At 49.6% G+C, this 13,376-nt stretch carries 13 protein-coding genes; 8 read left to right on the forward strand and 5 right to left on the reverse strand.

What is annotated here, in order from left to right:
• Positions 1–178: 178 nt before the first annotated feature.
• Together H8S34_RS05305 and H8S34_RS05310 are read right to left on the reverse strand one after the other, a co-directional pair.
• Positions 179–1,120, reverse strand: a complete 942-nt coding sequence (locus tag H8S34_RS05305; protein ID WP_186963255.1) for a PAS domain-containing protein — start codon at positions 1,118–1,120, stop codon at positions 179–181.
• A 230-nt stretch (positions 1,121–1,350) separates the two neighbouring features.
• On the reverse strand, positions 1,351–4,437 hold the full coding sequence (locus H8S34_RS05310; RefSeq protein ID WP_186963256.1) for a hypothetical protein: 3,087 nt from the start codon (positions 4,435–4,437) through the stop codon (positions 1,351–1,353).
• An 861-nt stretch (positions 4,438–5,298) separates the two neighbouring features.
• Here H8S34_RS05310 and H8S34_RS15430 point away from each other — a divergent pair.
• The 6 genes from H8S34_RS15430 (at position 5,299) to H8S34_RS05340 (ending at position 9,431) form a co-directional block, all read left to right on the forward strand.
• Positions 5,299–5,592: a transcriptional repressor gene (locus tag H8S34_RS15430; RefSeq protein WP_186963257.1), complete on the forward strand. Its 294-nt coding sequence runs from the start codon at positions 5,299–5,301 to the stop codon at positions 5,590–5,592.
• 148 nt (positions 5,593–5,740) lie between these two features.
• The gene (locus H8S34_RS05320) at positions 5,741–6,037 is read left to right on the forward strand and encodes a hypothetical protein (RefSeq protein WP_101691279.1); all 297 of its coding nucleotides are present in this window, start codon (positions 5,741–5,743) and stop codon (positions 6,035–6,037) included.
• 125 nt (positions 6,038–6,162) lie between these two features.
• On the forward strand, positions 6,163–7,164 hold the full coding sequence (locus H8S34_RS05325) for a metal ABC transporter substrate-binding protein (RefSeq protein WP_186963258.1): 1,002 nt from the start codon (positions 6,163–6,165) through the stop codon (positions 7,162–7,164).
• A 15-nt stretch (positions 7,165–7,179) separates the two neighbouring features.
• Positions 7,180–7,899 (forward strand): metal ABC transporter ATP-binding protein, encoded by a 720-nt coding sequence (locus H8S34_RS05330; RefSeq protein ID WP_101691277.1) that lies wholly within the window; start codon positions 7,180–7,182, stop codon positions 7,897–7,899.
• Positions 7,887–8,732 carry a metal ABC transporter permease gene (locus H8S34_RS05335; RefSeq protein WP_186963259.1) on the forward strand — a complete coding sequence of 282 codons (846 nt, stop codon included), beginning with the start codon at positions 7,887–7,889 and terminating at the stop codon, positions 8,730–8,732. The genes H8S34_RS05330 and H8S34_RS05335 overlap by 13 nt, the downstream gene beginning before the upstream one ends.
• Before the next feature lie 3 nt (positions 8,733–8,735).
• Positions 8,736–9,431 (forward strand): hypothetical protein, encoded by a 696-nt coding sequence (locus H8S34_RS05340; protein WP_186963260.1) that lies wholly within the window; start codon positions 8,736–8,738, stop codon positions 9,429–9,431.
• A gap of 160 nt (positions 9,432–9,591) precedes the next feature.
• Here H8S34_RS05340 and H8S34_RS05345 read toward each other — a convergent pair whose 3' ends face one another.
• From H8S34_RS05345 to H8S34_RS15440, 3 genes are all read right to left on the reverse strand, one after another.
• Positions 9,592–9,927: a helix-turn-helix domain-containing protein gene (locus H8S34_RS05345; RefSeq protein ID WP_101691274.1), complete on the reverse strand. Its 336-nt coding sequence runs from the start codon at positions 9,925–9,927 to the stop codon at positions 9,592–9,594.
• 438 nt (positions 9,928–10,365) lie between these two features.
• Complete coding sequence (locus tag H8S34_RS15435) at positions 10,366–10,785, reverse strand: metallophosphoesterase (protein WP_366485680.1); 420 nt, start codon at positions 10,783–10,785, stop codon at positions 10,366–10,368.
• Positions 10,752–11,237, reverse strand: a complete 486-nt coding sequence (locus H8S34_RS15440; protein ID WP_366485682.1) for a metallophosphoesterase — start codon at positions 11,235–11,237, stop codon at positions 10,752–10,754. The genes H8S34_RS15435 and H8S34_RS15440 overlap by 34 nt, the downstream gene beginning before the upstream one ends.
• Before the next feature lie 297 nt (positions 11,238–11,534).
• On the opposite strand from H8S34_RS15440, the gene H8S34_RS05355 reads away from it, so the two are divergent.
• Both H8S34_RS05355 and H8S34_RS05360 read left to right on the forward strand, forming a co-directional pair.
• A complete protein-coding gene (locus H8S34_RS05355; RefSeq protein WP_186963261.1) occupies positions 11,535–12,020 on the forward strand; it encodes a hypothetical protein in 486 nt (161 codons plus the stop codon).
• Positions 12,021–12,440: 420 nt separating this feature from the next.
• Positions 12,441–13,364, forward strand: coding sequence for a hypothetical protein (locus H8S34_RS05360; protein ID WP_186963262.1), 924 nt, complete (start codon positions 12,441–12,443; stop codon positions 13,362–13,364).
• The last annotated feature ends 12 nt before the right edge of the window (positions 13,365–13,376 follow it).

Genomic DNA, 13,376 nt, shown 5'->3' on the forward strand with positions numbered 1-13,376 from the left:
GTGTGATTCACGCCCAGATGGCGGTCTACTTCGCCGAGCGCATGCCTGAGTAACGCCGGTTCAGATCGATGGCTGAGGGGATATGATAGCTCCGCCTTGACATCCCGTCCCACTGGCGTTATGTTGTAAACAAGGCGGCAGCCGTTTTACCCGTCTGCCGCCCATGATAAATTTCACTCTATTTGCACCGCTTTTGGCGGTTACACAGAATTTGGGATTGCCCCGAAATATCCAAAAAAGCCAGCTTTATCAGAAAAGCTTCCGGTTCCAAGTTGGTAACGCTTCCGGTTACCCGTACCCACTGCACAGCTTCTGTCCGCCGCAACCGCACTTCGCAGTTAAGAGGCCTGCCAGAGGTGCACATGGTCTTAACGGCTTCTCGCAGTCTGTCAGTATCATCTTCGACGATTAGCTCTGTTAGAATCTGCTGTCCTCGGAATGCCCGCAGTTCGCCGGTTGAACAGCCCATCAGCCGTGAAAAGGTATCATTGAAAAAACGCACCGCCATCTGGGCTGTATCCGGCCAGTATTCACAGATCAACATGCCGCAAGGAAGGGGATCCACAAATTGCTCCATAGCGCCGCTGGGCAGACCCTCTATGGCACCACGAGGAAACCCCCAGTCAGTTGTGCTCTCCGCAGACAATGTTCCTGCAATCAATGGGCGGCCAGCTACCACATCCTTGTGCAGCAAATCTTCTCTAAGATGCCGCAGTCGGTTCTCCTCCTTACGCAGGTATTCCTGCAGAGACATCATCTCGCCGCCCAAGTTTTTACAACTGCACTGTGCCGCCAGCCCTTCGCCTTCCTGACAAATATGGCAGTCGGAGAAGAGATACCACAGGAATTGCCCCTCTCTTGTAAGAAGTCGTGCGAAACAGCGTTCCGCCGCAGTATCCCGTGATGCATGCTCCACAAACTGTCGAAAGGAATCAATATCCTCCGTATGTAGAGAAAATAGAAGAGAACTGCCAGCATAGTATAGGAGGGTTTCTGGGCACTCATATCCCAGTTCCTGGGCAAGCCCCGTTGGGAGATGAAGTATCTCCAGATCACGATCCAAACGAAACTGAAGTTTCCAATCTGCCGTAGAACTCCGGTCGATAACTTCTGTTGTCATGGGGTTTCCCTCCTTCGCGATTCCGCCGGTATACGTCGGTGATTTTATTCTAGCATAGTTTCTTTTTTCTGCCTATGTTTTCCCTTGCCCCCTAATCGTGTCCTTAGAGACATAGGAGCCCGGCGCAATCATATCGCCAGCCGGGCTCCCAACTGTGCCAGTTCCCTTGTTGTACTGTTACCAGAAAGAAGGGCTTCCGCTTATGTCAAAAATGGGGGCTACGCTGGAATTCAGGTACCGGAACGCTTTTTTGGGTTCCAGTAAAGTACAGCGGTTAACGCCATGGCGGCAGAAGAAATGAGCAGAGCAGCCGTCCAAAGCTCCATATTGGCAACGTCGCCTGTTTTCGGTACAGCGTGCCGAGGGATGGATACCGCCGGAGGGACGTTTGCAGTAACTTGAGAAGTGACTTCCGGTGAGAATGCCCTATCTTTCGAAGGTGCAAAACTGCCGCTGGACGCAGAACCGCCGCTGGACGCAGAATCGCCGCCGGACATAGAATCGCCGCCGGACGCAGAACCGCCGCTGGACGCAGAACCGCCGCCGGACGTAGAATCGCCGCCGGACGTAGAATCGCCGCCGGACACCTTCTCATACATTAGGACGAAGGTAGAGAAATCGTCGGTGGAGAATTTGAAATAGCATCCCCCATTAACGGTTACGGTCTCCGGTATAATCCGCTGGGGCGGATTCTGCTCCAGTAGTACATTTAACGCAGCTCTGCTGCTCCGATTCAAAGATTCAAAATGTAATATCTGAATTTTACCGCCCTCAACATAATCTGCCGGAGCGGGCCAGTAAATAGTTTTCTCCTGGCCGTTGGCCAGGGTGAGGTAAGCGTTGCCGTTGTTGACATCTACCAGATCCAAATACCGTGTCATATAGCCCCAGTGATCCGGCTGCAACTCTCCGCTTTGGTGTGCCTGCGCGTAAGCGGTCAGGGCGTCCTGCTGCTGCACTATATCCACCAGCAAACGGGCACCAGCCGCATCGGCCAACTGTACATTCCCGCTGTTAATAAAGTAGGTTGTTCCGGCGGCGGCTAATGCAGTGATATTGCCGGAGGTTACAGTGCTTTCGTCTGTGGCAATGGCAAAAGTTGATTGCTCATTGACCCCCCGGACAACCAGTTTACCCGGCACAATTTGAACCGGGCAGATGTAGCTCTTGTTCCCGATTACCAATTTTGCCGTTACATATCCGGCATTCAGCGCACCAGGATAGATGGTCATGTCGTATTCTTTGTATTCCTGAGATGTGGTTGGCACAAAGCTGTCATTGAGAACGCTTTTACGGGTTTCAGGATCGATAATCTGAAGCCGCACCGGAGCCTGCTGTGGGCCACCCGGTAATATTTTGTAGACATAGCAAGGTCTTCCGGCTGTATCAGTATGTCTACCCGTACTGTGCTCCTCCGTACCATATAGGGCGAGGCTCCACTGGCGGGTTGTGCCGTTATAATCATCATAATGGAAGGTCAGAGAACCAGATAGATTGTTTGGCAGCTCACTTCCCAGCAATGTGTTCAGTGATTCAGGAAGGGTAATATAGTAACCAGGTTCAGGAATACCGTTTTCCCGGGAGATGGGTTCACCGTCGCCAGCAACTACGCCTACATAACCCCGGCCGCCGGAATAGACGATAATATCCGCAGGAGTGATGGTCAGAGGTTCCATGGGCTTCGGTTCGACTTTGCCGTGAGCTGCTTTCAAATATAGGTGGGTCACTGATCCTGCGGTACTGATTGTGCCGGCAAGCGGCTCGCCACCACTCCAGTCCTCCGTGTCGGGACAAGTCCAGCGACTGTCCGGGCCATCGGCATACCAGCCGTCAATGGCGTGATTACAGGCAATCAGGGTGAGCTCGCTCATACCACCGGGCAGCACCGCGCCGCTAACACCAGTGCTCCCTTTACGGAGCATCAGATCATCTCCAGCAACGCTTGCGGTATTATTGTGGATCACAGCCTTACTCATATCGCTGGAGCCACCACTGAGCACTACACCGCCGCCGCTGGCCGCCGTGTTTCCGGTTACTGTGACCGCACCGAAGTGGATGCCGGTCTGGTGTATGGCCCAGAGGCCACCGCCCTCGCTGTCTGCAGTGTTGTTGTGCAATACTGTGCCTTCACCCAGGATTGTATTGCCTCCACCCAGAAACACACCTCCACCATATTTGGCGGAGCATCCGCTGATCTCCACACCTGAGATGCGGATGTCTGCCTGATTATTGTTGACATACAGATACAAGCCGCCGCCCCATAGGCCAGGGGCAGAACAACCAGATATCTTTCCCCCGGTAATCTCTATGTCGACCGGTTTGGCTGTGTATGCGAAGACGGCGCCGCCGCCATAACTGGAGCCGACATGTCTGCAGTTCTTAATTTCGCCGCCTGACATTCTAAAATATGGTTTTTCCGATGAATCTCTGTTGGCAAGGATCCCCACAGCACCGCCCATATACCCAGAACAGCTTTGGATTGTGCCTCCTAACAAATTGAACCTTGCGTTGTCGGTAATCAGTACACCACCCGTCACAGTTGCCCAGTTCTCACAGTCGGTGATGCAGCCGCCGTACATATTAAATGTTGACCAACCCTGCAGAAAGACACCGGCAGGCTGTCCACCTGCCCGGGAAGGTCCTATGGTCACACCGTCGTACATCTCTAATATAGAAGATTCACGCATATCAAAAATGCAGTTGGTGTCGTCTCTGGAATAAATGGTAAGTGTTTTATTATATCCTTCTTTACCCAGATGCAGCAGCGATGGACTTTCCATAATAATAGAGCCACGTTCAAGGCAAATAGAATGATTTTCCCCCAGCAGAGTTGCCTCTTTGGAGAGCCGCAGCGCAGTGTTGCTGCTGTTGTTAATTGTAATATCTCGCAGTAGCTTGATGGAACCGCCATCCACCACGGCGAACGCTTCTGTCAGGCTGCCTGCAATCCACTGGCCGTCATATGTTTCATAGAGAACTTCGGCATTTGAATCCAGTTCCGCTTCAACTCCCGAGACTGAATATTCCGTGGATTCTTCGGTCACCTCTGTTTCTGCTGTCGGCACCGTATCTGATACGGTAGCAGGCTGTTCCACTTCGTCCAAAGGCTGGCTGAACACTTCGTCTCCCGATGCCGTGGCCAGGTCCACATCGGCCGCTTCATCGGATATGGTTTCTGCGGTTTCTGTGTAAAGCATGTCGGAATCCATCGCCGTATCCAGGGCTTGTGCTGATACGGGGCTCCAAAATGAACACAATAAAAGAACGGTAAGCAGCAGCGCTACCCATCTTCGGCGCTTTTTTGTATAGGATATCATGTGTTAGTCATTCCTCTCCTTTTTATAGATTTGTTGCTTTTTAAAATCTTGCAACAAGGATACGAGTCAATGCTCGTTTTGCCATTTTAGCATGCCATGCGTTCTTCTTATGGCATAAATGCGTTCCTTATGCGTTCCTGTATTCTATTTTTATTTCATCAACAAGAAAAAATGGCACGCAGAAGTGTGCGGTATATCTGTCTCCCAGCCAAAAAAGAAGCAGAGAAGGCCAAAGTCCTTCTCTGCTTCTTGCTTTTGAATCTGCTGTGTATATCAACAACGCTAAACTTTGATATAGCTTTTTTCTCTCCGTTCTTCCGTCGGAATGCGGGACAGATTATTGCCTTTTGTCGGGATTTTAGATAAATATTAGTTATTCCGTACCATACCATCACAGATGATCTGCCAACTGCGCGGTATATATCTGAATTTACCGCAGGGCCAATCACCGGTGCACAAAGGCCAAAATCACATTGCTGCCAGATCCATATGAGCAGCTGTAATCAAGGAACATACCTTCCCTACAGCCCCAATGAGGGAAACTATGAAGAAGATGAAAGACCATGCAGCGGCAGCTATCGTTATACTACCGCGGATATAAAAAGTACTGGATTAGATATCCAGTTCCCAGAGATATTTCTTTGATTCCCTTTCTTCGGCTTCAAACTCAACACCTACTTTCTGACATAATAAAGCTTTGTTTTGATGTATAGCATCTTGCAAAACACGTCAGCATCTGTTATCATTGTGGTTACCTTTTACTAACCGTTTAAAAAATTAGTTTTCTCTTTAGATTTTGTACTGTGCCAATTATCATTGACAGCGAATGCCACATATGCCATATTGATTTGCCCATTTCAGGTGAGGAGCCATGACAAAAAATATGACACCCGGCAACGAGATCATCTGATTCCTTTTCTGGAGCAGCATATCGACCAGCCGCTATCTGTCCGGGAAATTGCCCAGGCACTGTGCGCACAGCAGATCAGCCTGAGCGCTGTCTACCGAAATCTTTCCCATTTGGAGGCAGCAAGACTTCTCCCCCAGTCTGACAGGCCGGCAGCTGGGAGGCATATTACCAGTATGTGGGGACACCGGGCTGCCCGGCCCACCTCCATATGTCCTGTACCCGATGTGGAAAGACCTTTCATATGAATACAACGCATGCCAAACACTTGATCTGCATCATGTTAGAATAGGATGGGTTCGACCCGGATATTCTTAGATACTGTCTTATATGACATCTGCCAAGACTGTCATCATTTATACTGTCATTCCCCATCTACAAAGGAGTGAGAAGAATATGAGCAAAAGAACGCGCTTGAGCGCCGCCTGTGGAGCGGTGCTGTTGATCTTTGCCCTGATTTTCTCTGTGTTCTTTGTGGCTGTTGAGGCTAATCATGACTGCAGCGGTGAACATTGTACTGTCTGTCATCAGGTTCAAATCTGTCAAACACTTCTGGAGCAGCTCTCCACGGTCCGCGCTACACTTGCCGGGACGACGGTACTCTGCTTCTTTGCCGTGCTTCTCGTCCTGCGAACGCAGAGGGCGATCATCGCATCTTCGCCAGTTTTACTGCGGGTAAAGCTACTGAATTAAACAGAAACCAGAGACAAGGGGTCGAGTCTGCTCAAGCAGAGCAGACTCTTTCGGCGCACGCCCAGAACCCCTTGTATTTTTGCACCCATTTTTAGTTTCTGTGCCAATTCGGAGGTTTTATCTATATGAAAAAAGTAATTTGTATCGCACTTTCTCTCATGCTGACAGCCGGGATGCTCACAAGTTGCCAAACGCCTTCCGCCTCGAAAAACCGTGGCGAAAAGTTGCGGATCGTTACCACCATTTTCCCTGAGTATGACTGGGTACGGGAGATTGTAGGTGATCAGGCCGACCGTATCGAACTTACCATGCTCCTGGATGACGGAGTGGATCTCCACAGTTTCCAACCTACTGCCAATGATATGGTGACGATTTCCAACTGTGACCTGTTCCTTTACACCGGGGGAGAATCGGACTCTTGGGTAGAGGATGCCTTATCTAACCCTGCCAATTCCCGGCGGGTAGCACTGTGCCTGATGGATGTGCTGGGAGATGCTGTGAAAGCAGAGGAAATGGTGGATGGGATGCAGGAAACCGATCATCATCACGACCACGAGGATGAGGATGAGCACGACCACGAGGATCATCCTCATGATGATGAGCACATCTGGCTCTCATTGAAGCATGCTGCTGTTCTCTGCGGTGCCATCGCCGATACATTAGGAACCATTGACCCTGACCATCAAAATGCTTATGCTGAAAACGCTTCCGCCTACATCCAAAAGCTGACCGATCTGGACGCGCAGTACCAAACTGCCGTGGAAGTATCTCCCAACCGCACCTTGCTTTTTGCCGACCGGTTCCCGTTCCGGTACCTGGTAGATGACTACGGGCTTACTTACTATGCGGCCTTTTCCGGCTGCTCGGCAGAAACAGAGGCCAGTTTTGAGACGGTAGCCTTCCTGGCCGGCAAGGTAGATGAGTTGGCTCTCCCCTGTGTGCTGACCATTGAAGGGACTACCCACAGCATTGCTGAGACGGTAATTGGCAATACCAACGCGAAGAATCAGGATATCCTCATGCTGGACTCCATGCAGGCAGTAACTGCTGCCGATGTAGCAGCGGGAGCCACATACCTCTCCATTATGGAACAAAATCTGGAAGCACTGAAGACCGCACTGCGCTGAGAGGAGCACCATGACATGATCCAGATGAGCTGCAAGGGCCTGACCTTAGGTTATGATTCCGCCTTGGTGCAGAACCTGAGTTTTACCGTGGCCGAAGGAGACTGCCTATACATCTTAGGGGAAAACGGCGCTGGAAAATCCACCCTAATGAAGACCATCCTGGGGCTGTTGACACCTTTGGAGGGCTCAGTGGACCTGGGCGGCGGAGTGCACGCCAACGAGATCGGGTATCTGCCTCAGCAGTTGCAGGCCCAGCGGGATTTTCCCGCCACAGTCTGGGAGGTTGCCCTATCCGGCTGTCAAAGCCGGTGCGGGCTGCGCCCCTTTTATACGCAGGAAGAAAAGGAACTGGCGCGGCAGTCCCTCCGGCGTATGGATATGGAACGATTCTCCAAGCGTTGCTATCGAGAGCTATCGGGAGGTCAGCAGCAACGGGTGCTGCTGGCTCGCGCTCTATGTGCCGCCCGGAAGATGTTGCTTCTGGACGAGCCGGTGGCTGGTCTAGATCCGGCAGCAAGCCGGGAATTCTATCAGATCATCGCCCAGCTGAATGAAAAAGACGGCGTGACTATCCTGATGATTTCCCACGATATGGAGGCTGCACTCCGCTATGCCAGCCATATTCTCTATCTGGGGGAGAAGGTGTTTTTTGGGACCCGGGATGCCTTTGCTCAATCCAATTCTGGATGCCGGTATCTGGAGCAGGGAGAAGGTGGAAGAGCATGGCACTGCTGATTGAGAAGTTAGCTCAATACTGGTCCTATCCATTTGTTCGATACGCCCTTGTGGTGGGAGTGCTGGTAGCCCTGTGCTCCTCCCTGCTTGGAGTCACACTGGTACTCAAGCGGTTCTCCTTTATCGGGGATGGACTATCCCATGTAGCTTTCGGGGCTATGTCGGTGGCATCCGTCCTAAACCTGACCAACGATATGCCCCTGGTTATGGGAATTACGGTGCTGTGTGCCATCCTGCTGCTGGGTACAGGCCGGAATGCCAGAATCAATGGCGATGCCGCCATGGCCATGTTCTCCGTGGGAGCGCTGGCTGTGGGCTATCTGATAATGAATGTATTTTCCACCTCTGCCAACCTGACAGGAGATGTCTGTACCACTCTTTTCGGTTCCACCTCCATCCTCACTCTCACCAAAACCAAGGTCTGGATGTGCGTAGCACTTTCAGTAGTGGTGGTGCTCTTGTACATCTTTTTTTACCATAAAATTTTTGCCGTCACCTTTGATGAGAGCTTTGCCTCGGCCACCGGAATCAGGGCAAAGGAGTACAACTTGATCCTGGCTGTGGTAACAGCAGTGGTTATCGTGATGGCCATGAATCTGGTGGGCTCTTTGCTGATCTCCGCTCTGGTGATTTTTCCGGCTATGGCTGCCATGCGACTGTTTAAAAGCTTCCGGACAGTTACCATTTTTGCAGCTGTTTTTTCTGTATTCTGTGCCACCGCCGGGATTCTCACATCCATTCTGGCCGGCACTCCGGTGGGTGCCACCATTGTTACCGCAGATATCCTGCTCTTTGCACTTTGCACCCTTGTGGGATGGCTTAGAAGGAGATGACCTATGAAACGCCCAATGATTCTGCTCCTGGTCGGAATCTTGTTCCTGACCTGCTCTGCATGCGGTGGAAATGAAAAAAACGCACAGTCTAAAGAACCGTCCCCCTCATCTATTTCACAGCAGTCAGAACCACTTCCGATGGATCAACCGTCCAGCGAGCCTGAAGCCACTATTTCCCCCAGGGTGAGTTCGTCTCTCTCTCCATCTCAAGGGGACAACTCAACCAGAGATATTCAAGCCCTGCAGGGAACTGCTTCTGCTTCCAATGGAGATAAAAAGAAGCATTCGGTTGAAAAAACACAACCGGATTCTGGAAAGGAGGCTCCTGCAGCTGTGGATTTGGATCTGACTACCCTCAGTAGCACCATGGTATACGGAGAGGTATTCAACATGATGTCGACACCGGACGATTATATCGGAAAAATCATAAGGCTGAATGGACTCTTCACGGTATATCAAGAGCCCGAGACAGGGCAGGTCTATTGCGGCGTGATCGTACAGGATGCCGCGGCCTGCTGTGCGCAGGGATTTGATGTGGTGATGCCAGACCATTTCCGCTACCCCGATGATTATCCTCCGACGCAGTCAGAAGTAACTATAGTTGCTACAATCCAGGCCAATCGCACTCTAGAATATCTTGGAATTTTAACTCTCCGTCTGGAGGATATAACCTTCGAGCATATCGGTACCGCTCCGTAATTAAGTCTCTCCTTTCTTCCTATTATTGTACTTTCCGTTCCAAACCGTTCACCTCTAATTGCAAAAAGAAAAGCAGGCCTCCCCACAAGGGGAGAATCTGCTCATTTTATAGTCTACGTGTAAATTTACGCCCATCAACCAAATGAGCCAAACGATTCGACTACTGCTTGTCTGAGGATGCATGCTGGATCAACACGTCAATAACATCATAGATTCTCGCCTTATCCTCCAAGGAAAGACTTTGCATCTGGTCTAAAATGACAGAATTTTTGACTTGATATCCATGATCCAATAAATCGTATAACAGCATGTCCGCAGAAACACCCAGCACATTTGCAATTTCAATGAAGGTCTCCAGTGAGGGCACTTTTTCTCCTCGTTCCAAAGACCCAATATAATTTGTGCTCAATCCGGTTTTCTCAGCCAGATCTTCTTGGCGCATTTTCTTACTTCGCCGGAAATTACGAATATTTTTTCCTATAGACTCAAGTTCCATTGTGATACCTCCTCCTTGTATTAGAGTATCACTAATAGTATAAGTTGAGCCAAGCGGACATCAAACAATCAATCAGAGTTGAACCAATGCTCATTGTTGGGATATCAGTGCAAATTTAAGCTACTTATCAAGTAATGGAAAGTGCCGATCATCCTTGATTTATAAGGGTTTTCGTACCAGCGGTACTCCAAACATCGAAGGCTTTTTGTCCGTTTAGTCTTGCCTATACAAGCTCTTGTGCACACAGCGATCTTCCTCTGTGATTATCCGCACCACACTGCCCGTAAGCGCCCCAAAAAAGACCGCTGACTTTGACACCGTAATATATGTCAGCGGTCTTTTTTGATATTCGGCTACGCTCAGAAAAAGCTTTTGTCCGCTCAGCGTATCGTGTCAGTATGTTCGATGCTCCTAACGTTTTATCATCGAAGCCAGACACTATGTCTGCAGCCGGTCCAACTCTATTATGACAATCTCTGGGCGGTTGTTGATACGAACAGGGATGATACTGTTTCCAAGGCCTCGACTGACAATCATGGTGGTATTTTGTTCAGTGTAAGTCTCGGCATCATACTCCGGAAAAAATCCTTGATCAGGAGCAATGACCCCACCGATGAATGGCAGGCGGAATTGTCCGCCATGGGCATGACCGCTCAATACCAGGTCAATGTTTTTATCGCGGTACACACGAAAGTGCTCGGGCCTATGCGCCAAAAGAATTGTATAGCCCTCCCGAACTTCTATCTGTATCTGTGAGAGTGCGGTTTCCAGGATAGTCTCTGCCAAGTAGTCTCCTTCTCTTGAGAAGGCCGGATCATTCACCCCTATGAGTTGAATGGATGCTCCGTTGTACTCCATTTGACCGACTCATTCTGCAGCACAACAACGCCCATCTTGATCAGCTCTGCATGCAACACCTCATACTGTGTGCCAAGCCAAGCCTCGTGATTGCCTGTAACATAATAGCAAGGGGCAATCTCCACTGCCTGCCGTACAAATAATAAAGCACAATCTATATCCGTATGGTTTGAATCAACCAAGTCCCCGGTAAAAGCGATGATATCAGGGCTTTCTTCCCTCAAAATGCGGAGCAGCTTCTCATTGTTCTTCCCAAACTCCGCATTGTGCAGGTCTGATATGTGAGCGATAGTAAATCCGGCAAACGCTTCTGGAAGCTCATTGGACCGGACCGTAACGCAGCTTCTCTGAACAGAAGTATTTCCCCACACGACCCACATGGCCATGGCAGTTAACAGTATCAAACAAACAAAAACGAACTTTTTCTTTTTGTTTTTGGTATTTAACAGCATATTTCACCTCTAAAAGTGTCATCCCGGGTCAGAAGAGCGGCATCCATCACACCGGATTTATGAGTGCCCCTCCTCTTTTCATCAAACATAATACAAACAATTAGCATGTAATCAACGCTAATTGTATTGAAATTATATCAACTTTAAGGTATAATGTCCAGCAAGTCATCTGCATGATCTTTCACGCAACGCTCAGAACCCTTTACAAAAGAAGTTGATCCTTCATAACAATGCATGAGGAATTGTACAGAGCAGGCCAAGTCTGCAGAACAATCAACGCAAAGTGAGGAGATATAAATGGAACCCAAGCATCAAGAACAACACGAAAATATAGTTACAGGTTTGATTGGCGCCTTTCTCGGTTCCTTAATCGGGGTTGCCTGTATTGTGGCCATTGGCCAATTGGGCTATGTGGCGTCCGTCAGCGGTGTGGTTATGGGCGTTTGTACGATCAAAGGGTACTCTCTGCTGGGAGGAAAAACAAGCAGGAAGGGTGTTATAATTGCCGCTATCCTTATCATCGCCATGACCTATTTTGGATATCAACTTGACTATGCAGTAAGTGTGGCGCGTGTGTTTGAGGTGGATGTATTTACCGCTTTTCAGGCCATAGGCGACATGTTGGCAAAAGAATACATAGATAAGACATCGTATTGGATCGATCTGGCCATGTTGTATCTGTTTACTATACTGGGCGCTACATCTTCGCTGTGGACGGCGTTTCGCCAAAGCAGATCCCGCAGAACTGCACCAGAAACGGCTCAGCCGTACGAGGATGAATAACCCCCTTTTGATTATAAGCTGATACCTGGCTATCCCAACCTTTGGACTCTATGTTCAAAGGTTGGGATACGCCTGCTCTATTTCAAATAAGCTATCCCCGCCTTAGCGAGCGCCGCCTTTGAATGAACTGGAGGTATACAATGAGCATCAATACCCGAGTTCCGCCTCCCTTTTCTGTGCAGTACAAGGAAACAATGTCAACGGTGGAGGAAACCACATCTGGCCGTGTATGGGTTGTCCTCGCGGCCTCATTACGCTTTGCAGCAGTCTGACAATATGACAGGCTGTCGCAAGGCGTTTTTGTTATACAAAAAATTACAATTTTAGCTCTGACTGTACCGTCATTCCATCCGGCAACGAGCCTATAGCTAATATCCTTCCGCGTATCCCGTCAGTCCTTTGTCAGAAAGGAGCCTTGTCATGAATCGACGATTTATCCTGGTGATATTGGCTTTGTGCTGCAGCTTGATGCTTTACGGCTGCGCCAACCATTCCAAGGATGCCCAATGGGGAGCCGTGTGTACAGTCTACCTGGACAACCTCCCGAAGGAATATAATCTTCTGCCGCTGGAACTTCGCGAGAAAACCACCATTACCTTTAGCATTTCCAATATTTCCCTTGACAGGGTGTATCGCATTGCACTAACGGAGAAAAACGGCTACCGCCAAGAAGTTGATATGCTGCCAGGGAACTATTCAGTCAGTGAGGTCTATGTCTCAAACCATTCCATCATGCCGTTAAGTGCTGCTGCACAAGCAGAAAATATTTTGCTGGAGCAGAATCACGAAACACATCTGGCCGTTTCTCTGGCAGATCCATCGGCTCTTGCTCAGACAATCCAGTTGAACACCCCCACCCCGGAAATTTTACAGGCAGCGCCTTATTCTCGTCAGGTACAATATGCCGGTACAGTCCTGAACCTGAACAGCATCCCCCAGGTCATGAGTTTTCCTGATATCCAGGATAAGAGACTCTCTTCCAGAGAAACCTATGAAATCCCATCTTCCAGTCACAGCGGAGTCTGTCTGATTGTGAAAAATACCACCACCAGTATAATTTCTCTTAATGAAGCAACCTTTGTGGGCGTGAAATTCACCAACAACAACGCAGTTTTCCCAGGCGGGCTCACCATAGGGAGCGCGCTGAAGGATGTTGCCAACGCAAGAAGCGGACTATTGGGGACTCCCAGCTACTGTACAGGCTCTCCACTGATTGGGTTCAGCCTGAATCGCAGCGCTCTTGTATATCTGGATCACGCCTCAGGCGACCGGCTTTCCCTGACTATTGATTCCAGCAGCAGCGTTGTTACTTCCATCTCTTACGAGTTTGATGTCTATCAATAGGTGAGGAATGAC

The sequence above is a fragment of the Pseudoflavonifractor hominis genome, assembly GCF_014288125.1.
Taxonomy (GTDB): domain Bacteria; phylum Bacillota; class Clostridia; order Oscillospirales; family Oscillospiraceae; genus Pseudoflavonifractor_A; species Pseudoflavonifractor_A gallinarum.

What these genes read in the sequence shown, in the direction of transcription:
- H8S34_RS05305 (WP_186963255.1), bottom strand. Translation starts at nt 1,120, where the DNA reads ATGACAACAGAAGTTATCGACCGGAGTTCTACGGCAGATTGGAAACTT.
- H8S34_RS05310 (WP_186963256.1), bottom strand. Translation starts at nt 4,437, where the DNA reads ATGATATCCTATACAAAAAAGCGCCGAAGATGGGTAGCGCTGCTGCTT.
- H8S34_RS05320 (WP_101691279.1), top strand. Translation starts at nt 5,741, where the DNA reads ATGAGCAAAAGAACGCGCTTGAGCGCCGCCTGTGGAGCGGTGCTGTTG.
- H8S34_RS05325 (WP_186963258.1), top strand. Translation starts at nt 6,163, where the DNA reads ATGAAAAAAGTAATTTGTATCGCACTTTCTCTCATGCTGACAGCCGGG.
- H8S34_RS05330 (WP_101691277.1), top strand. Translation starts at nt 7,180, where the DNA reads ATGATCCAGATGAGCTGCAAGGGCCTGACCTTAGGTTATGATTCCGCC.
- H8S34_RS05335 (WP_186963259.1), top strand. Translation starts at nt 7,887, where the DNA reads ATGGCACTGCTGATTGAGAAGTTAGCTCAATACTGGTCCTATCCATTT.
- H8S34_RS05340 (WP_186963260.1), top strand. Translation starts at nt 8,736, where the DNA reads ATGAAACGCCCAATGATTCTGCTCCTGGTCGGAATCTTGTTCCTGACC.
- H8S34_RS05345 (WP_101691274.1), bottom strand. Translation starts at nt 9,927, where the DNA reads ATGGAACTTGAGTCTATAGGAAAAAATATTCGTAATTTCCGGCGAAGT.
- H8S34_RS15435 (WP_366485680.1), bottom strand. Translation starts at nt 10,785, where the DNA reads ATGGAGTACAACGGAGCATCCATTCAACTCATAGGGGTGAATGATCCG.
- H8S34_RS15440 (WP_366485682.1), bottom strand. Translation starts at nt 11,237, where the DNA reads ATGCTGTTAAATACCAAAAACAAAAAGAAAAAGTTCGTTTTTGTTTGT.
- H8S34_RS05355 (WP_186963261.1), top strand. Translation starts at nt 11,535, where the DNA reads ATGGAACCCAAGCATCAAGAACAACACGAAAATATAGTTACAGGTTTG.
- H8S34_RS05360 (WP_186963262.1), top strand. Translation starts at nt 12,441, where the DNA reads ATGAATCGACGATTTATCCTGGTGATATTGGCTTTGTGCTGCAGCTTG.